Source organism: Salipiger pentaromativorans, from assembly GCF_024721115.1.
GTDB lineage: Bacteria > Pseudomonadota > Alphaproteobacteria > Rhodobacterales > Rhodobacteraceae > Salipiger > Salipiger pentaromativorans.
The window spans coordinates 458,819-476,618 of record NZ_JAMDHK010000002.1 but is presented as its reverse complement, the minus strand read 5'-3'; the positions used below and the strand labels follow the sequence as shown (position 1 = coordinate 476,618).

General features: G+C 65.3%; 12 protein-coding genes. 6 read left to right on the top strand and 6 right to left on the bottom strand.

Features of this window, described 5'->3' with window-relative positions; translation table 11 throughout:
- Positions 1-47 precede the first annotated feature (47 nt).
- From M4578_RS05460 to M4578_RS05445, 4 genes are all read right to left on the bottom strand, one after another.
- On the bottom strand, positions 48-2,438 hold the full coding sequence (locus M4578_RS05460) for a glycogen/starch/alpha-glucan phosphorylase (protein WP_258092429.1): 2,391 nt from the start codon (positions 2,436-2,438) through the stop codon (positions 48-50).
- A 95-nt stretch (positions 2,439-2,533) separates the two neighbouring features.
- The gene (locus tag M4578_RS05455; protein ID WP_258092428.1) at positions 2,534-3,505 is read right to left on the bottom strand and encodes a glucokinase; all 972 of its coding nucleotides are present in this window, start codon (positions 3,503-3,505) and stop codon (positions 2,534-2,536) included.
- A complete protein-coding gene (locus tag M4578_RS05450) occupies positions 3,502-4,833 on the bottom strand; it encodes a GH1 family beta-glucosidase (RefSeq protein WP_258092427.1) in 1,332 nt (443 codons plus the stop codon). The genes M4578_RS05455 and M4578_RS05450 overlap by 4 nt, the downstream gene beginning before the upstream one ends.
- 11 nt (positions 4,834-4,844) lie before the next feature.
- Positions 4,845-5,876 carry a LacI family DNA-binding transcriptional regulator gene (locus tag M4578_RS05445; RefSeq protein WP_258092426.1) on the bottom strand — a complete coding sequence of 344 codons (1,032 nt, stop codon included), beginning with the start codon at positions 5,874-5,876 and terminating at the stop codon, positions 4,845-4,847.
- Positions 5,877-6,127: 251 nt separating this feature from the next.
- Between M4578_RS05445 and M4578_RS05440 the strand changes: the two genes are divergently transcribed.
- From M4578_RS05440 to M4578_RS05420, 5 genes are all read left to right on the top strand, one after another.
- On the top strand, positions 6,128-7,480 hold the full coding sequence (locus M4578_RS05440) for an ABC transporter substrate-binding protein (protein ID WP_258092425.1): 1,353 nt from the start codon (positions 6,128-6,130) through the stop codon (positions 7,478-7,480).
- A gap of 138 nt (positions 7,481-7,618) precedes the next feature.
- On the top strand, positions 7,619-8,617 hold the full coding sequence (locus M4578_RS05435) for a carbohydrate ABC transporter permease (protein WP_258092424.1): 999 nt from the start codon (positions 7,619-7,621) through the stop codon (positions 8,615-8,617).
- A gap of 12 nt (positions 8,618-8,629) precedes the next feature.
- A complete protein-coding gene (locus M4578_RS05430; RefSeq protein WP_258092423.1) occupies positions 8,630-9,769 on the top strand; it encodes a carbohydrate ABC transporter permease in 1,140 nt (379 codons plus the stop codon).
- Positions 9,770-9,780: 11 nt separating this feature from the next.
- Positions 9,781-11,436, top strand: a complete 1,656-nt coding sequence (locus M4578_RS05425; RefSeq protein ID WP_258092422.1) for an alpha-amylase family glycosyl hydrolase — start codon at positions 9,781-9,783, stop codon at positions 11,434-11,436.
- A gap of 20 nt (positions 11,437-11,456) precedes the next feature.
- Positions 11,457-12,548 (top strand): ABC transporter ATP-binding protein, encoded by a 1,092-nt coding sequence (locus tag M4578_RS05420; protein ID WP_258092421.1) that lies wholly within the window; start codon positions 11,457-11,459, stop codon positions 12,546-12,548.
- Between the two features lie 60 nt (positions 12,549-12,608).
- On the opposite strand, the gene M4578_RS05415 is transcribed toward M4578_RS05420, so the two are convergent.
- A complete protein-coding gene (locus M4578_RS05415; protein ID WP_258092420.1) occupies positions 12,609-14,297 on the bottom strand; it encodes a VWA domain-containing protein in 1,689 nt (562 codons plus the stop codon).
- Positions 14,298-14,396: 99 nt separating this feature from the next.
- Positions 14,397-14,756, bottom strand: coding sequence for a rhodanese-like domain-containing protein (locus M4578_RS05410; protein ID WP_258092419.1), 360 nt, complete (start codon positions 14,754-14,756; stop codon positions 14,397-14,399).
- A gap of 153 nt (positions 14,757-14,909) precedes the next feature.
- Between M4578_RS05410 and uvrA the strand changes: the two genes are divergently transcribed.
- Positions 14,910-17,792, top strand: a complete 2,883-nt coding sequence (uvrA, locus tag M4578_RS05405) for an excinuclease ABC subunit UvrA (protein ID WP_258092418.1) — start codon at positions 14,910-14,912, stop codon at positions 17,790-17,792.
- Positions 17,793-17,800: the final 8 nt, after the last annotated feature.

The following is a 17,800-nucleotide window of genomic DNA, read 5'->3' as shown; positions in this document are numbered from 1 at the left end:
AGTGCGTTGCTCGTGGGCTGCAATGGCTGGCGTGCAATGTTAGCGGCTCAGCTTTTTTGCAGCAGGCTTTGTGCCTTCCAGATGTCGGCCATATATCCGCGAATGGTCCGGTCGGACGAGAACCAGCCCGAGCGCGCGGTGTTATAGGCCGCCATGCGCGCCCAGCCCTGAGCGTCGGCAAAGGCCGTATCGACCTCGCGCTGCGCGCGCCAGTAATCGGTGAAATCCGAACAGACGAGGAAATAATCCGGCCCTTCCAGATTGCCCACCACGCCGTGATAACGCTCGGGTTCGGAGGGAGAGAAGCGCCCTTCGCGGATCAGGTCCAGCGCCCCCTTGAGACGCGGGTCGGCGGCGATGGCCTTTTGCGCGTGGCCCTCGACGGTGCGGCGTTCCATGACCTCTTCGGCGGTCATGCCGAAGAGGAAGAAATTCTCGGTGCCCACATGGTCGCGGATTTCCACATTGGCGCCGTCCAGCGTGCCCACCGTCGGCGCGCCGTTCAGCGCGAATTTCATATTGCCGGTGCCCGAGGCTTCCTTGCCCGCGGTCGAGATCTGTTCCGACAGGTCCGCCGGCGGCACCAGCCGCTCGGCGAGCGAGACGTTGTAGTTCGGCAGGAAGGCGACCTTGAGATATTTGTTGGTCACCGGGTCGGCGTTGATCACCGCCGCCGCGTCGTTGATCAGGCGGATGATGTCCTTGGCAAAGAAATAGCCCGGCGCCGCCTTGCCGGCGAAGAGCTTGAGCCGCGGCACCCAGCCCGCATCGGGGTTTTCGCGGATCTCCTGCCAGTGGGCGATGGTCTCGAGGATGTTCAGATGCTGGCGCTTGTATTCGTGCATGCGCTTGATCTGCACGTCGAACAGCATGTCCGGGTCCACATGCAACCCATAGGTCTGGCCCATCCAGTTCGACAGCTCGACCTTGTTGGCGCGCTTCACCTTGGCATAGCGGTCGATCCAGGCCGCGTCCTCGATATAGGGTTCCAGTTTTTCGAGCTGCTCCAGATCGTCGACCCAGCCCTCGCCGATCGCCTCGGAGATCAGCCCGGCCAGGCCCGGGTTGCAGCCCAGCAACCAGCGGCGCGGGGTCACGCCGTTGGTCTCGTTCACGATCCGGTCAGGGTGCAAGCGGTGCAGCTCTTCGAAGACCGTGGTCTTCATCAGCTCGGTATGCAGCGCCGAGACGCCGTTGACGTTATGCGCCATAACGAAAGAGAGCTGGCCCATCTTCACCTGATGGTCGGCCCGCATCGACTGCGTGCGCGAGGGGTTCTGCGCCGCATGGGTGGCGTCGATCCGGTCGATGATCTGGATGTGGCGCGGCAGCAGGCGGCCGAAGAGATGCTCGTCCCAGCTTTCCAGCGCCTCGGGCAGCAGCGTGTGGTTGGTGTAGGAGAGCGTACCCTTGGCGATCTCCATCGCCTCGTCGAATTCGATGCCGCGTTCGTCATGCAGGATGCGCACCAGCTCGGGCCCGGCAATCGCCGGGTGGGTGTCGTTGAGCTGGATCGCCACCTTTTCGGGCAGGCGGCGCAGATCGCCGAACTGGTTGTTGAAGCGGCGCAGGATGTCGCGCAGCGCGGCGCCGGTCAGGAAATATTCCTGCTTCAGCCGCAGCTCCTTGCCCTGTTCGGTGGTGTCGTCGGGGTAGAGCACGCGGCTGATGGTGCGCGCCAGCGCCTCGGGCGCGGCGGCGCGGGCATAGTCGCCGTGGTTGAAGGCGTCGAGGTCGAACGGATGGATCGCGCGGCCCGACCAGAGCCGCAGCGTGTTGGCCCAGCGGCCTTTCCAGCCGACGACGGGCGTGTCGAACGCCTCGGCTTCGACCTCTTCGGCAGGATACCAGCGCACGGTTTCGCCGCGCACGTCCACATGGCCGCCAAAGCCGATGCGATAGCGCACCTCGGGGCGTTCGAACTCCCAGGCGTGGCGCTGGCCGAGCCACAGTTCCGGCTGCTCGATCTGGCGGCCGTCGACAAAGCTCTGCCGGAACAGCCCGTGCTCGTAGCGGATGCCGTAGCCATGCGCCGGGCAGCCGATGGTCGAGAGGCTTTCGAGGAAGCAGGCCGCGAGACGGCCGAGCCCGCCGTTGCCGAGTGCCGCATCGGGCTCGTCGGTCAGGACCTCGTTGTAATCCTTGCTGTATTCCGCCAGCGCCGCCTTGGCCTCATCGACCAGCTCCAGATTGACGATCCCGTCTTCGAGAAGCCGCCCGATCAGGAATTCCATCGACAGGTAATAGACCCGCTTGGCGCCGGTCTCGTAGGTTTCATGCGTGGCCTTGAACCAGGCGTCGACGATCCGGTCGCGCACCGCATAGCTCAGCGCCATGCGCCAATCCTCGAGGATGGCGTGTTCGGGATCCTTGCCGAAAGAATAGGTCAGGTGGCGCAGGATGGCGTCGCGCAGGGGCGGTGTCTTCATCTGAAGCATTGTCGGGACTCGCTCGATTGGAACCGGTCACTCATAGGCAGAGTGTTGTGTGTATCAACAGCGTTCTGCCCCTGAAAGGCAAGATTGACGCGGTTTTAGGCGTGTATTTGCAACTGTTCGGTTAAGTGGCAGGCACATCCGGTCAGCGCCGCATAGTCGTCTGTCACAAGATGCACCGGGAACTGATCCATGAAGGTGCTGAACCGGCCCTTGTCGCGGAAACCGTCGACAAAGCCGCAGCTCAGCAGGTGGGGGCCGAAATGCCGCGCGACGCCGCCGATCAGATAGATTCCGCCGAAGGGCAGGGTGATCAGCGCCAGGTCGCCGCAGATCCGGCCCATCAGCCGCGAGAACATCTCGACCGCGCGATGGGCGCGCGCATCGCCCGCCGCCATCGCTGCCATGATCTCGGCGGCGCTGCGGTCGCGCTCGTCCGAGCCCTCTTCCTCGCAGACCCAGTTCCAGATCCGCTCGAAGCCGCGCCCCGACAGGAAATGCTCGATGCCGGCGCCGTCATGCTTGCGCGAGACATATTGGAAAAGCCGCAGCTCGTCGTCCGAACGCAGCGCCAGCGTGGCATGGCCGGCCTCGGAGGGCGGCACCAGCGTGCGGTCGTCCAGCCGATAGACCGGCGCCGCGTTCATGCCCGTGCCGACGCCGATCACCAGCCGCGCCGCCTGCGGGCTGGCGGGCTGGCCCCGCCGCAGCAGGGTAAGGTTCTCGGGGGCGATATGGCCCAGCGCATGGCCCTGCGCCTGAAGGTCGTTGAGCACCGCCAGCGTTTCGGCGCCGGTGGCCTCGGCCAGAATCTCGCGATTGACCTCCCAATCGAGATTGGTAAGCCGCCCGGCGCTGTCGCGCACCGGGCCCGCCATGGCGACGCAGGCGGCCTGCGGGGCGACCTGCGCCGTGGACAGGTAATCGTGCAGCACCGCGCCGATGCCCGGGTGATCGGCGTTGCGGTAGCGGCGGATGCTGCCGGCATCGACCTCGGCCCCGCGGGCCAGCGCGACACGGGTGTTGGTGCCGCCGATGTCGGCCAGAACCGCCGTGATGCCGCTGCTCATGCCTGACCTCTCGTTAGCGCCAGCTTCAACGCGTCGTAAGACGCTTTGGGCGTGCGTACAAGCGTGTCGAAATCCACATGCACGATGCCGAAACGCTTGTCGTAGCCAAAGCTCCATTCGTAATTGTCGAGCAGCGACCAGACGAAATAGCCCTTGACCGGCACGCCCCGCGCCAGGGCGCGTCTGACATCGGCCAGATGCGCTTCGAGATAGGCGATGCGGTGGTCGTCCGGGACGGTGCCGCCGAACAGGTCGTCATGCCCGGCCATGCCGTTTTCGGTGACATAGATCGGCAGGTCTCCGGTATAGTCCTCGGCGGTGCGGCTGAGGAACTGCAAGAGCCCCTCGGGGTAGATTTCCCAATCCATGAAGGTCTTGGGCAGCGACCCCGGCACCTCCTGAAGCGCCGGCCAGGGCCCCGGGGCCGGGGCGAGCAGCTTGCGGGTGTAATAGTTGATCCCGCACCAGTCGAGCGGCTGCGAGATCAGCGCCATGTCGTCCTGCCAGCCCGCCGGCAGATGCGGCTCCAGCCCGTCGAGCACGATCTGCGGATATTGCCCCTTGAACACGCCGCCCATGAACCAGCGGTTGTAGATCCCGTCATAGACGGCGGCGGCGTGGTGATGGGCTTCGGTATCCTCGGCGGGATGGGCCCATTCGAGATTGAAGACGCCGCCCAGGTTGCCCATGCCCAGCCCGCGCATCACCTCGATGGCACGGCCATGGGCCAGCAGAACGTGATGCATGGCACGGGCGGCGGCGCGGATGTCGCGCAGGCCCGGAGCGTGCGCGCCGAGGAAATGGCTCAGCCAGGCGACGCACCAGGGCTCGTTGATCGGCGCCACGGTGTCCATCCGGTCGCCGATGCGGCGCATGACGATCTCGGTGAAATCGCCGAACCATTGGGCGATGTCGCGGTTGCGCCAGCCGCCGAGGTCGGCCAGAGGCGAGGGCAGTTCCCAGTGATAGAGCGTGGCGAAGGGTTTCAGGCCGCGCTCCAGCATGGCGTCGGTCAGCCGGTCGTAGAAATCCAGCCCCTCGGCATTCACCGCGCCGCGCCCCTCGGGCAGCACCCGCGCCCAGGAGACCGAAAAGCGATAGGCGTCGAACCCGGCGCCCGCCACGAGATCGAGGTCCTCGGGATAGCGGTGATAGTGATCGCAGGCGATGGCGCCGTTTTCGCCGCGCACGACATTGCCCGGCGTCGCGGCGAAATCGTCCCAATGGGTGCGGCCCGCGCCGCCGAAGCCATGGCCTTCGATCTGATAGCTCGAGGTCGCGGCGCCGAAGAGGAAGTCTTTGGGGAAATCTTTCCTGCTCAGTTGCATATCGGTCGATCCTAATGTTGCGTCGGAGCTGGCCCGGTCGAGCCGCCGATGATGAGCTGGGCCTCGAGGAGCTGCGTTTCCGGGGCGCGCCCGGGGTCGGCGATGTGGCGCAGCAGCATCTCGGCGGCGATGCGCCCGGCCTCGCGAACCGAGGAGCGGGTGGCGGTGAAGATCGGCAGATCGCGCCCGTTGGAGAGATAGCTGAGATCGTCGTCATGGGTCACGATCGAGATGTCGCGCCCCATCTGCTTTCCGGCCTCGTGGATTGCCCGCCGCACGCCCAGCGCGGTGATCAGCGACGAGGTGAGAAAGGCCGTGGGCGGTTCGGGATGGGCCAGCAGCTCGGTCGCGGCGCGATAGCCATAGGGCTCGGTCATCTCCTCGCTGCGCATCAGCACCGGATCGGGGGCAATGCCACGCTCGCGCAGCGCGGATTCGTAGCCGATCCGGCGGCGATGGGCGAAATCCATGAATTCCAGCCCGTTGACCAGCGCGATCCGCCGGTGGCCGAGATCGAGCAGAAAGGCGGTGGCGCGGTGGAAGGCACTGGTGTTGTTCATGTCCACCCAGCAATAGGGCTGGTCGAGATCCGAGGCCCGCCCATGCACCACGAAGGGCAGTCCCAGTCCGGTCAGGAAGGGAATGCGCCCGTCGGCCATCTTGGGCCCGTGCAGGATGATGCCGTCGACATTGCCCTTGGCCTTCAGCCGCCGGTAATTCTCGGCCTCGTCCTCATCGCCGGTGAGCGACAGGGTCATGTCGTAGCCCGCCTTGAGATAGGCCTCCGAGGCGCCGGCGACAAAATCGCCGAAGACCGGATTGACGATCTCGTGCTGGGTCGAGATCGGGATGACGTGGCCGATCGCCATGGCCCGACCGGTCGCCAGCCCCTTGGCGCGCGCGTTCGGCGCATAGTTCAGCCGGAGGGCCGCTTCGGTCACGCGCTTGCGCGTTTCCTCGCTGACCTCGGGATAGCCGTTCAGGGCCCGGCTGACGGTGGTCTGGGACAGGCCCAGATGGGCGGCGAGCATCTTGAGATTCATCGGATCGCAAGTCCAAAGCGCTTCGGATGATCGGGACCGTAACCGCAAAACATGACCGCCGGAAAGACTTTTTCCGCCTGCCTGAAAAAGCTGCAGTGCAGCATGAAATATGAGGAAAATACCGGCATCTGCAGATTGACATGTTGGGGCAAACGCGGGACGCTCGGGCATCTTCAAAGCGCTTTGGGCGACTCGCCTAAAAGCGGAATTCAATGCGGGGCAATCCGCGTGAAACGGGAGGATCAGCCTTTATGAAACGCAGTTTTCTGAGTGGTGCCGCGATGCTGGCGCTGACGGCCGGCACGGCGCAGGCCGCAGATATGGTGTTTGCGCCCGGGGAGGGCGGTTTCAACTGGGACAGCTACAACGCCTTTGCCGCGGCCCACGATCTCAGCGGCGAGACGGTGAACATCTTCGGGCCCTGGCGCGGCGACGACCAGCAACTGGTGGAATCGGTGCTGGTCTATTTCGCCGAGGCGACCGGGGCCGAGGTGAGCTATGCCTCCTCCGAGACCTATGAACAGCAGATCGTCATCGACACCGAGGCCGGCAGCCCGCCCAATATCGCGATCCTGCCGCAGCCGGGGCTGATCGCCGATCTGGTCTCCAAGGGCTTTGTCGAACCGCTGGGCGCAGAGACCGAAGCCTGGCTCAAGGAGAATTACGCGGCGGGCGAAAGCTGGGTGAGCCTCGGCTCCTACACCGGGCCCGACGGCGAAAGCGCGCTCTACGCCTTTCCCTACAAGATCGACGTGAAATCGCTGGTCTGGTACGTGCCCGAGAATTTCGAGGATGCGGGCTATGAGGTGCCCGAGACGCTGGAGGATCTCAAGGCGCTGACCGAACAGATCGCCGAGGAGGGCGAAACGCCCTGGTGCATCGGTCTGGGGTCTGGCGGGGCCACGGGCTGGCCCGCCACCGACTGGGTCGAGGACATGATGCTGCGCACCCAGCCGCCCGAGGTCTATGACCAGTGGGTGACCAACGAGATCCCGTTCAACGACCCCAAGGTCGTGGGCGCCATCGACGAATTCGGCTGGTTCGCCAAGAACGACGCCTATGTGGCGGGCGGCACCGGTGCGGTGGCCACCACCGATTTCCGCGAAAGCCCGCTGGGGCTCTTCGCCTCGCCGTCGCAATGCTATCTGCACCACCAGGCGAGCTTTATCCCGACCTTCTTCCCGGAAGGCACCGAGCTGGGGCTGGACGCGGATTTCTTCTATATGCCCGCCTATGAGGGCAAGGATCTGGGCAAGCCGGTGCTGGGCGCGGGCACGCTGGCCTTCATCACCAAGGACAGCCCCGGCGCGCGCGCCTTCATCGAGTTCCTGAAGACCCCCATCGCGCATGAGATCTGGATGGCGCAATCGGGCTTCCTGACCCCGTTCAAGGGCGCCAATGCCGAGCTTTACGGCAGCCCGCCGCTGAAGAAACAGGGCGAGATCCTGCTGAACGCCACCACCTTCCGCTTCGACGGCTCCGACCTGATGCCGGGCGCGGTGGGCGCGGGCAGTTTCTGGACCGGCATGGTCGATTACGTCGGCGGCAAATCCGCCGAAGAGGTCGCCACCGAGATCCAGAACAGCTGGGACGGCATCAAGTAAGGGCGCGCAACGGGCGCCCGCGTCCGGCCCTTGTTCCGCAAGGTCCTTCGAAGGACCTTGCAAATCTCTTGGAAGAGATTTGCGGGGCGGGCGGCAGGGGCCGGCGCAGAGCCCGTCTTGTCAGGGGAGGGAGACATCATGCATCCGGCACTTCAGGCGGTTTTGACCATCGTGATCGGGGTGGGCGGCTGCGTGGGCTATTTCTGGGGCGCGAACCAGATCCTCGACAAGCTGATCTTTCCGGCGCGGGGCGCCCATATCGCCCGCAATATCTCCCGCGCCAATATGGTCCGGCCCTGGCTGTTCCTGTTTCCCGCGCTTTTCGCGCTGGGGCTCTATCTGGCCTATCCGGTCGTGGCGACGCTCTGGCTGTCGCTCACCGACCGCGATCAGGGCGGCGCCTTTGTGGGGCTTGCGAACTACCGCCAGATGATGGGCGAGCCGAAATTCTGGGAAGCCATGCGCAACAACATGCTCTGGCTCATCGTCGTGCCCGCCGCCTCCACCGGCTTCGGCCTTCTGGCCGCCCAGCTCACCGACCGTATCCGCTGGGGCAATCTGGCGAAATCGCTGGTCTTCATGCCCATGGCGATCTCTTTCGTCGGCGCCTCGGTGATCTGGAAGCTGGTCTATGATTTCCGCCCCGAGGGGCAGGACCAGATCGGCGTCCTGAACGCGATCTGGGTGGCGCTGGGCGGCGATCCGCAGACCTGGCTGACGATCACGCCCTGGAACAATTTCCTGCTCATGGTGGTGCTGATCTGGATCCAGACCGGCTTTGCCATGGTGATTCTTTCCGCCGCCCTGCGCGGCATCCCCGAGGAAACCGTGGAGGCTGCCATCGTCGACGGCGCCAACCCGTTCCAGATCTTCTTCCGCATCAAGGTGCCGCAGATCATGCCCACGATCGTGGTGGTCTGGACAACGATCACGCTGGTGGTTCTCAAGGTCTTCGACATCGTGCTGGCAATGACCAACGGCCAGTGGGAGACGCAGGTGCTGGCCAATTACATGTACGACAAGATGTTCCGCGCCTTCGACTGGGGTGTGGGCTCGGCGGCGGCCATGGTGATCATGATCCTCGTACTGCCGATCCTGATCTGGAACGTGCTGAACGCACGCAAGGAAATGCGCTGAGGAGCCGGACCCATGGACAATATCGCTGGCACCAAATCGACGCTGACCTGGGCCGTGCACCTTTCGGTGGCACTTCTGGTGGCGCTCTGGCTGTTCCCGACCGTGGGGCTGCTCGTCTCCTCCTTCCGCACCGGCGAGCAGATCTCCAACTCCGGCTGGTGGTCGTCGTTCTCGGCGCAGGAACGGCAGGCGCCGGCGATCCGTGTGGCGGGCGCGGAACGGCAGGAGGGGGCGCTCTACGTGATCGAGGGCGAGCTTTATCCCGATACCGGCGCCGCCGTCTCGGCATGGGGCACCTCGTCGCGCGCGCCCGAGGCCTATGGCCCCGGCGATGTGGCCGAGCTCAAGGACGGCTGGGCGCTGAGCGTCGATGCCGCCGGGCGCTACCGTCTGACCGCGCCGCAGAGCTTCGAGGGCGAGCGCCTGCCGCGCATCTTCTCGACCGCCACCGCGCCGCCGGAATTCACGCTCGACAATTACCGCTCGGTCCTGTTCGGCACCACGGCGGGCACCGGGGTGGGGCAGGCGTTTCTGAACACGCTGACCGTGGCGATCCCGGCGACGGTGATCCCGATCCTTGTCGCGGCCTTTGCCGCCTATGCGCTGGCCTGGATGGAGTTTCCCGGCCGTGCGCTGCTGGTCGCCGCCGTGGTGGGGCTGCTGGTGGTGCCGCTGCAACTGGCGCTGATCCCGCTTTTGCAGCTTCACAACGACATCGGCATCGGCAAGGGCTATCTGGGCGTCTGGCTGGCGCATACCGGGTTCGGCCTGCCGCTCGCCATCTATCTCTTACGCAACTACATGGTGGGGCTGCCGCGCGACATCATCGAATGCGCGCGGGTGGATGGGGCGACCGATTTTCAGGTCTTCGTCAAGATCGTGCTGCCGCTGTCTTTCCCGGCGCTGGCGAGCTTTGCCATCTTCCAGTTCCTCTGGACCTGGAACGATCTGCTGGTGGCGCTGGTGTTTCTTGGCACCGACGACGACACGCTGGTTCTGACGGCGCGGCTGGTGAACCTTCTGGGCTCGCGGGGCGGGCAATGGGAGATTCTGGCAACCTCGGCCTTCGTCTCCATCGCCGTGCCGCTGCTGGTCTTTTTCGCAATGCAGAAATACCTCGTGCGCGGCCTGCTGGCCGGCTCGGTGAAATGAGGGCAACAGAGATGACCGAGATGTCCGACATGAGCGCCAAACGATACCTCAGCAAAGATCCCGACTGGTGGCGCGGCGCGGTGATCTACCAGATCTACCCGCGCAGTTTTCAGGACAGCAATGGCGACGGTGTGGGCGACCTGCTGGGCATCGCCCAGCGGCTGCCCTATGTGGCCTCGCTGGGGGTCGATGCGGTGTGGATCTCGCCGTTCTTCCGTTCTCCGATGCGGGATTTCGGTTACGATGTGAGCGATTATTGCGACATCGACCCGCTGTTCGGCACGCTGGCCGATTTCGACGTGATGATCGAGACCGCCCATATGCTGGGGCTCAAGGTGCTGATGGATCTGGTGATCTCGCACAGCTCCATCGACCATCCGTGGTTCACCGAAAGCCGGTCGTCAAAGGACAACCCGCGCGCCAATTGGTATGTCTGGGCGGATGCCAAGCCCGATGGCACGCCGCCCAACAACTGGCTGTCGATCTTCGGCGGATCGGCCTGGCAATGGGATCCGACGCGCTGCCAGTATTACCTGCACAATTTCCTGACCGAGCAGCCGGACATGAATTTCCACGAACCGGCCTTGCAGGAGGCGCTGCTGGACATCGCGCGGTTCTGGCTCGACCGGGGCGTCGACGGGTTCCGGCTCGATACGGTGAATTTCTACACTCATGACAAGGAGTTGCGCGACAACCCGCCCTTGCCGCCGGAGCTGCGCAACCCGATCACCGCGCCTGCGGTGAACCCTTACACCTGGCAGAACCATCTTTACGACAAGACCCAGCCGGAGAATCTCGAGTTCCTCGCGCGGCTGCGCAGCCTGATGAACGCGTATGACGCGGCGGCGGTGGGCGAGATCGGCGAGGACCAGCGCGGGCTGGAGGTGCTGGGCGAATATACGCGCGGCGACGACCATCTTCACATGTCCTACGCCTTCGAACTGCTTTCGGATCACGCGCCGACGGCACCCTATATCAAGAAAGTCATGGACGACATGGAGGAGAAGGCGGCAGGCGGCTGGGCCTGCTGGGCGTTTTCGAACCACGATGTCATGCGCCATATCTCGCGCTGGAAGATCCCCGAGGCGGCGGCGCGGCTTTATATGACGCTGATGATGTGTCTGCGCGGCTCGGCCTGCATCTATCAGGGCGAGGAACTGGCGCTGCCCGAGGCCGAGGTGGCGTTCGAGGATCTTCAGGACCCTTACGGCAAACGGTTCTGGCCCGCCTTCAAGGGGCGCGACGGGGCGCGCACGCCGATGGTCTGGGAGCACGATGCGCATAACGGCGGGTTTTCCACCAATATGCGCCCCTGGCTGCCGGTCAGCCACGCGCATCTGAGCCGCACGGTCGCGGATCAGGAAAGCGATCCGCTGGCGATTCTGCATCACTACCGGCGCGCGATCTCGTTCCGGCACAGCCACCCGGCGCTGATGAAGGGCGCCATCAGCGAGGTGGCCTGCGAGGGCACGGTGCTGCGCTTCCGCCGCTGCCGCGGCGACGAGGAGCTGTTTTGCGCCTTCAACATCGGCGACGCGCCGGTCACGGTGGAGGCGCCGGGAGGGCGCTGGCATCAGATCGGGGCGGAGCTGGGCTCGGCGGGTCCGGCGCCCGATGGCCGCCTGCATTTCGGGCGCTGGCAGCCCGTGCTGGCGCTGAAGACATAACAAAGGGGGAGGGGCAGCGGATGGCCGATCTGAAACTGACCGATGTGGGCAAGACCTATGGCGGCGCGGTCGAGGTGCTGAAGCACATCGACCTCGACATCAAGGCGGGCGAGCTGATCGTCTTTGTGGGGCCCTCGGGCTGCGGCAAGTCCACGCTCCTGCGGATGATTGCCGGGCTGGAAAAGATCACCGCGGGGACGCTGGAGATCGACGGCGAGCTGGTCAACGACGTGCCGCCCGCGCAGCGCGGCATCGCCATGGTGTTCCAGAGCTATGCTTTGTATCCGCATATGACCGTGCGCGACAACATGGCCTTTGCGCTGCAGATCGCCAGGAAATCCAAATCCGAGATCGACGCGGCGGTGACCCGCGCCGCCGAGATGCTGCAGCTCGAACCCTATCTCGACCGGCTGCCCAAGGCGCTGTCGGGCGGGCAGCGGCAGCGGGTGGCGATCGGGCGGGCCATCGTGCGCGATCCCAAGGTCTATCTCTTTGACGAGCCGCTCTCCAATCTCGACGCCGCGCTGCGGGTGGCGACGCGGATCGAGATCGCGCAGCTCAAGGAATCCATGCCCGACCGCACGATGATCTATGTGACCCACGATCAGGTCGAGGCGATGACGTTGGCAAGCCGGATCGTGGTACTCGCCAACAAGGGGATCGCCCAGGTCGGCACGCCGCTCGAGCTATACGAGACGCCCAATTCGGAATTTGTCGCGCAGTTCATCGGATCGCCGGCGATGAACCTGCTCGAGGGCGAGGTGACGGGCACCGGGATGCGGACGACGGTGCGGTTGGCGAGCGGCGGCACGGCGGTCTCGGACGTGCCCACCGGCAAGGGCGATCTGGGGCGCGCGGTGACCGTGGGAATCCGGCCGGAGGATTTCACCATCGCCCAGCAGGCGGCGCTTTATGCGGGGCCGGTGGCGATGACCGAGGCGCTGGGCGAGGTCACGCTGCTGCATTTCGAGCCCGCGCAGGGCGCGCGCGAACCGGTGATCGCCAAGCTGCCGGGCATCCACAAGGGGCTGCGCGGCCAGGAGGTCAAGCTGGCGGCGGACCCGGCGAAGGTGCATCTTTTCGCCGGGGGCATCTCGTTGCGCTATCGGTAAAGCCGGGCAAATCTTTTCGAAAAGATTTGCAAATTCCTTTGAAGGAATTTGCGCCGGCGATCAGCGCAGCTCCAGTGTCCGTTCCGCCAGGACGCGCGAATGCCGTCCCTCCGCCACATAGCGCAGCACATAGCGCCCGGGCGTGTCGGGGGTGGCAAGCACCGCCGGCATGCCGTTCCGCGTATAGGCATAGCTCTCGTAGCTCAGCGCGTCGCTGCCGGGCTGCGCGATGGTCAGGTAATCGCCCGCATAGCCCGGGCCCTCCCAGCCAACCATCAGCGTGGCGCCCGCCGCCGCGCTCTCCGGCGCATCGAGCGTCGCGGCTAGGTCGGTCACCGTGATCGACTGCCGCGCCGCGACGCTGTTGTCCTGCGCGGTGATATAGCGGATCTCATAGGCGCCGGGCGCGAGCGGCAGTACCAGGTCCAGCGGATTGCCGTCCCGCACATAGGCGTAGGTCAGATAGTCGAGCGGCGCGGCGCCGGGCAGGGCGACATCGATGTAATCCGCGTCGAAACCGCCGCCCTGCCAGGCGACCTCGATCGTGGCGCCGATGGGCGCCGTATCCGGCGCGCTCAGCCCGTCCTGCTGCGGTGTGACCGTCACCGGGCGGCGTGCCAGAACCTGCAGCGTGCCAGAGTCGACATAGCGGATCTCGTATGCCCCCGGCTGCGCGGGCAGCCGCAGCGCCATCGGGCTGCCCGTCCGGGTATAGTCATAGCTCAGATAATCGGTCGCGTCGGCGCCGGGCAGGGCGGTGGCGAGATAATCCATTTCGCCGTCCGGTCCCGTCCAGGCGACCTCGATCATCGTGCCGGCGGCGCCTGTGGCGGGGGCATCGAGCGTGGCCCGGGGCAGGGGCGCCTCGAAGGTCAGCGTGAGCGCCCCGCCGGTCTCGGTGACCTCGAGCGTCTGCGCAAGCTCGCTGTCGTCCGAGAGCCGCATCGCGGTCGCCCGGTAGCGGCCGGGGGCGAGCTGCAAACCGTCGCTGTCCGCCAGCCCGTCTTCCACGATCTCGCCGTCGAGGCCGGTCACGGTCCAGATCACTGCCACATCGCGCGTGGCCTCTCCGAACCGTTCCCGCGCGGTCAGCCGCACCGGCGCGGACAATGCCGGATCCGGCGCCTGTGCGGTTGTCACCTCGCTCAGCGCCTCGGCCAACTCTGCCGCGTCGGAGGCCGTCAGGTAACGCCCGCCGGTGTTGCCGGCGATGCAGGCAAGCTGCGCCTGCGCCTCGGGATCGGCCACATCGAACCCGATCACATGGGCGGTGAAATCGACGCCGGCCTCTTCCAGCGCCTGCGCGGCGGCGCAGGGATCGGGGGCACAGGTCTCGATCCCGTCCGACACCAGGATCACCGTCGCCGCCTCTTCGCTATGGTGCAGCGCCTCGGCCGCCGCGATCACCGCATCGGTCATCGGCGTCTTGCCCTTGGGCTTGATCGCGGCCACCGCCTCGGAGATCGCCGCGCGGTTGCGACCGGCGGGCGCCACGAGCGTTTCGATGTCGCGGCAGTCGCCCTTGCGGCGGTGGCCGTAGACGGTCAGCCCCAGCGCCCGATCCTCGGGCAGCGTTTCAAGCAGCCCGCCGATCACCTCCTGCGCGATGGTGATCTTGGCCTTGCCGTCGATCTGTCCCCACATCGAGCCCGAAGCGTCGAGGACCAGAATGCTGTTGCCCCCCTCCTGCGCAAACAGCGGCAGCGGGGCCAGCAAGGCTGGGGCAAGCAGATGGCGGAGTCGGGGCATGGACATTCCTTTCCTGTCAGGGCCGGGGCACAGCCTCGGCGCAATGACAGGAAGGAACAATTGAGGAATTCCGGACCTTTCCGGCCCGGCAGGCCCCGATCAGCGCTCGATGGCGCCGCCGGCGCGCTGCCAATGGGCCAGACCGCCGATATTGTGCACGTCTTCGTAGCCGAAGCGCTTGAGCATGCCCTTGGCCATGCCCGAACGCGCGCCGCTGGCGCAATAGACCGCGATGGGCTTGCCCGATTTCAGTTCGGGCAGGCATTCCGGGCTGCTGGGGTCGCAGCGCATCTTGAAGGCGGCCATGGGCACATGCAGTGCGCCCTTGGCCTTGCCGGTTGCCTTCAGCTCCATACCGTCGCGGATGTCGATCACCACGATCTCGCCCGCGCGGGATTTCTCGACAGCCTCGGCGGCACTCATGTCGGCGGCGCGGTTACCGGTCAGAAAAGCGAACATTCGGCGACTCCATTGGCTCTGTTGCTCAAGGGATATACATTCATGATTGCGAATGTAAAGGCGATGCGCGAAAGTTCCCGCTATGTTCTCACTTTGCGATTGGCGAAGCCCGGGCTTTCGCCTATGTGTTGGGCATCCGGATCCGGAGGTCTCATGGCAGAGCTGAAGCAGATCGAAGTGCGCGGCGCGCGCGAACACAATCTGAAATCCATCGACGTGGATATTCCCCGCGACGAGCTGGTGGTGATCACCGGGCTGTCGGGCTCGGGCAAGTCGTCGCTGGCCTTCGACACGATCTATGCCGAGGGACAGCGCCGCTACGTGGAATCGCTGTCCGCCTATGCGCGGCAGTTCCTCGACATGATGGAGAAACCCGATGTGGATCACATCTCGGGCCTCTCGCCCGCGATCTCCATCGAGCAGAAAACCACGTCGAAGAACCCGCGCTCGACCGTCGGCACGGTGACCGAGATCTACGATTATCTGCGGCTGCTCTTCGCCCGCGTCGGCACGCCCTATTCGCCCGCCACCGGCCTGCCCATCGAGGCGCAGCAGGTGCAGGACATGGTCGACCGGGTCATGGCGATGGAAGAGGGGACGCGCGGTTATCTGCTGGCGCCGATCATCCGAGACCGCAAGGGCGAGTATAAGAAAGAATTTCTGGAGCTGCGCAAGCAGGGCTTCCAGCGGGTCAAGGTGGATGGCGAGTTCTACGAGCTCGACAGCCCGCCGACGCTCGACAAGAAATTCCGCCACGACATCGACGTGGTGGTCGACCGGATCGTGGTGCGCGAGGGGCTGGAGACCCGGCTGGCCGACAGTTTCCGCACGGCGCTGGATCTGGCCTCGGGCATTGCCATCCTGGAAACCGCGCCGCGCCCGGGCGAGGAGGGCTCGCAAGAGACCGAGGAGCCGGTCCGCATCACCTTCAGCGAGAATTTCGCCTGCCCGGTCAGCGGTTTCACCATCCCCGAAATCGAGCCGCGGCTGTTCTCCTTCAACGCCCCCTTCGGCGCCTGCCCGGAATGTGACGGGCTTGGCGTCGAGCTGTTCTTCGACGAGCGGCTGGTGGTGCCCGATGCCACGCTCAAGGTGGCCGATGGCGCCATCGCGCCGTGGCGCAAGGGCAAGTCGCCCTATTTTCTGCAAACCATCGAAGCCATCGCCAAGCATTACGAGTTCAACAAGAACGACCGCTGGAAGGACCTGCCGAAACATGTTCAGCAGGTCTTTCTCTACGGCTCCGGCGACGAGGAAATCCCCTTCCGCTACGACGAGGGCGGGCGCATCTACCAGGTCTCCCGTGTCTTCGAGGGGGTCATCCCGAATATGGAGCGCCGCTATCGCGAGACCGACAGCAACTGGATCCGCGAGGAATTCGAGCGCTACCAGAACAACCGCCGCTGCGGCGCCTGCCATGGCTACCGGCTGCGCGACGAGGCGCTGGCGGTCAAGATTGCCGGGCTGCATGTGGGCCAGGTGGTCGAGATGTCGATCAAAGAGGCCTTCGCCTGGATCGAAACCGTTCCCGCCAGCCTTACCGGCCAGAAGAACGAGATCGCTCGCGCCATCCTCAAGGAGATCCGCGAGCGGCTCGGATTCCTGAACAATGTCGGGCTCGAATATCTCACCATGAGCCGCGCCGCGGGCACCCTGAGCGGCGGCGAAAGCCAGCGCATCCGGCTCGCGAGCCAGATCGGCTCCGGCCTGACCGGTGTGCTCTACGTGCTCGACGAGCCCTCCATCGGTCTGCACCAGCGCGACAACGACCGGCTCATCGGTACGCTGAAATCCCTGCGCGATCAGGGCAATACCGTGATCGTGGTCGAGCATGACGAGGACATGATCCGCCAGGCGGATTACGTCTTCGACATCGGCCCCGGCGCCGGCGTGCATGGCGGCCAGGTGGTCAGCCACGGCACCCCCGAGGCCATCGCCGCCGATCCCGCCAGCCTCACCGGTCAGTACCTCTCCGGCGCCCGCGAGATCGCCGTGCCCGAGACCCGGCGCAAGGGCAACAAGAAGAAACTGACCGTGGTCAAGGCGACCGGCAACAATCTCAAGGAGGTGACCGCCGAATTTCCGCTGGGCAAGTTCGTCTGCGTCACCGGCGTCTCGGGCGGCGGCAAGTCGACGCTCACCATCGAGACGCTTTACAAGAACGCCGCGATGAAGCTGAACGGCGCGCGCGAGACGCCCGCGCCCTGCGAGACGATCAAGGGGTTCGAACATCTCGACAAGGTGATCGACATCGACCAGCGCCCCATCGGGCGCACGCCGCGGTCGAACCCGGCCACCTATACCGGCGCCTTCACCCCGATCCGCGACTGGTTCGCCGGGCTGCCCGAGGCCAAGGCGCGCGGTTACAAACCGGGGCGGTTCAGCTTCAACGTCAAGGGCGGGCGCTGCGAGGCCTGCCAGGGCGATGGCGTCATCAAGATCGAGATGCACTTCCTGCCCGATGTCTATGTGGAATGCGAAACCTGCAAGGGCCAGCGCTACAACCGAGAGACCCTGGAAATTCGCTTCAAGGGCAAGAGCATCGCCGACGTTCTTGATATGACGGTTGAAGAGGCGCAGGAATTCTTCAAGGCGGTGCCCTCGATCCGCGAGAAGATGGACGCGCTGATGCGCGTGGGGCTCGGCTATATCAAGGTGGGCCAGCAGGCGACAACGCTTTCGGGCGGCGAGGCTCAGCGGGTGAAGCTGTCGAAAGAGCTGGCGAAACGTTCCACCGGACGCACGCTCTATATCCTCGACGAGCCCACCACGGGGCTGCATTTCGAGGATGTGCGCAAGCTGCTCGAAGTGCTGCACGAGCTGGTGGAGCAGGGCAACACGGTGGTGGTGATCGAGCACAATCTCGACGTGATCAAGACCGCAGACCACCTCATCGACATCGGCCCCGAGGGCGGCGATGGCGGCGGCGAGATCGTCGCAACCGGCACGCCCGAAGAGGTGGCCGAGGTCGAGCGCAGCCATACCGGCCGTTACCTCAAGCCGATGCTGAGGCCGGGCAAGGTGGCGGCGGAGTAGTTCTTCGG

Excerpts from the sequence above, each read along its gene's own strand:
- M4578_RS05460 (WP_258092429.1), bottom strand. The coding sequence starts at position 2,438 with ATGCTTCAGATGAAGACACCGCCCCTGCGCGACGCCATCCTGCGCCAC.
- M4578_RS05455 (WP_258092428.1), bottom strand. The coding sequence starts at position 3,505 with ATGAGCAGCGGCATCACGGCGGTTCTGGCCGACATCGGCGGCACCAAC.
- M4578_RS05450 (WP_258092427.1), bottom strand. The coding sequence starts at position 4,833 with ATGCAACTGAGCAGGAAAGATTTCCCCAAAGACTTCCTCTTCGGCGCC.
- M4578_RS05445 (WP_258092426.1), bottom strand. The coding sequence starts at position 5,876 with ATGAATCTCAAGATGCTCGCCGCCCATCTGGGCCTGTCCCAGACCACC.
- M4578_RS05440 (WP_258092425.1), top strand. The coding sequence starts at position 6,128 with ATGAAACGCAGTTTTCTGAGTGGTGCCGCGATGCTGGCGCTGACGGCC.
- M4578_RS05435 (WP_258092424.1), top strand. The coding sequence starts at position 7,619 with ATGCATCCGGCACTTCAGGCGGTTTTGACCATCGTGATCGGGGTGGGC.
- M4578_RS05430 (WP_258092423.1), top strand. The coding sequence starts at position 8,630 with ATGGACAATATCGCTGGCACCAAATCGACGCTGACCTGGGCCGTGCAC.
- M4578_RS05425 (WP_258092422.1), top strand. The coding sequence starts at position 9,781 with ATGACCGAGATGTCCGACATGAGCGCCAAACGATACCTCAGCAAAGAT.
- M4578_RS05420 (WP_258092421.1), top strand. The coding sequence starts at position 11,457 with ATGGCCGATCTGAAACTGACCGATGTGGGCAAGACCTATGGCGGCGCG.
- M4578_RS05415 (WP_258092420.1), bottom strand. The coding sequence starts at position 14,297 with ATGCCCCGACTCCGCCATCTGCTTGCCCCAGCCTTGCTGGCCCCGCTG.
- M4578_RS05410 (WP_258092419.1), bottom strand. The coding sequence starts at position 14,756 with ATGTTCGCTTTTCTGACCGGTAACCGCGCCGCCGACATGAGTGCCGCC.
- uvrA (WP_258092418.1), top strand. The coding sequence starts at position 14,910 with ATGGCAGAGCTGAAGCAGATCGAAGTGCGCGGCGCGCGCGAACACAAT.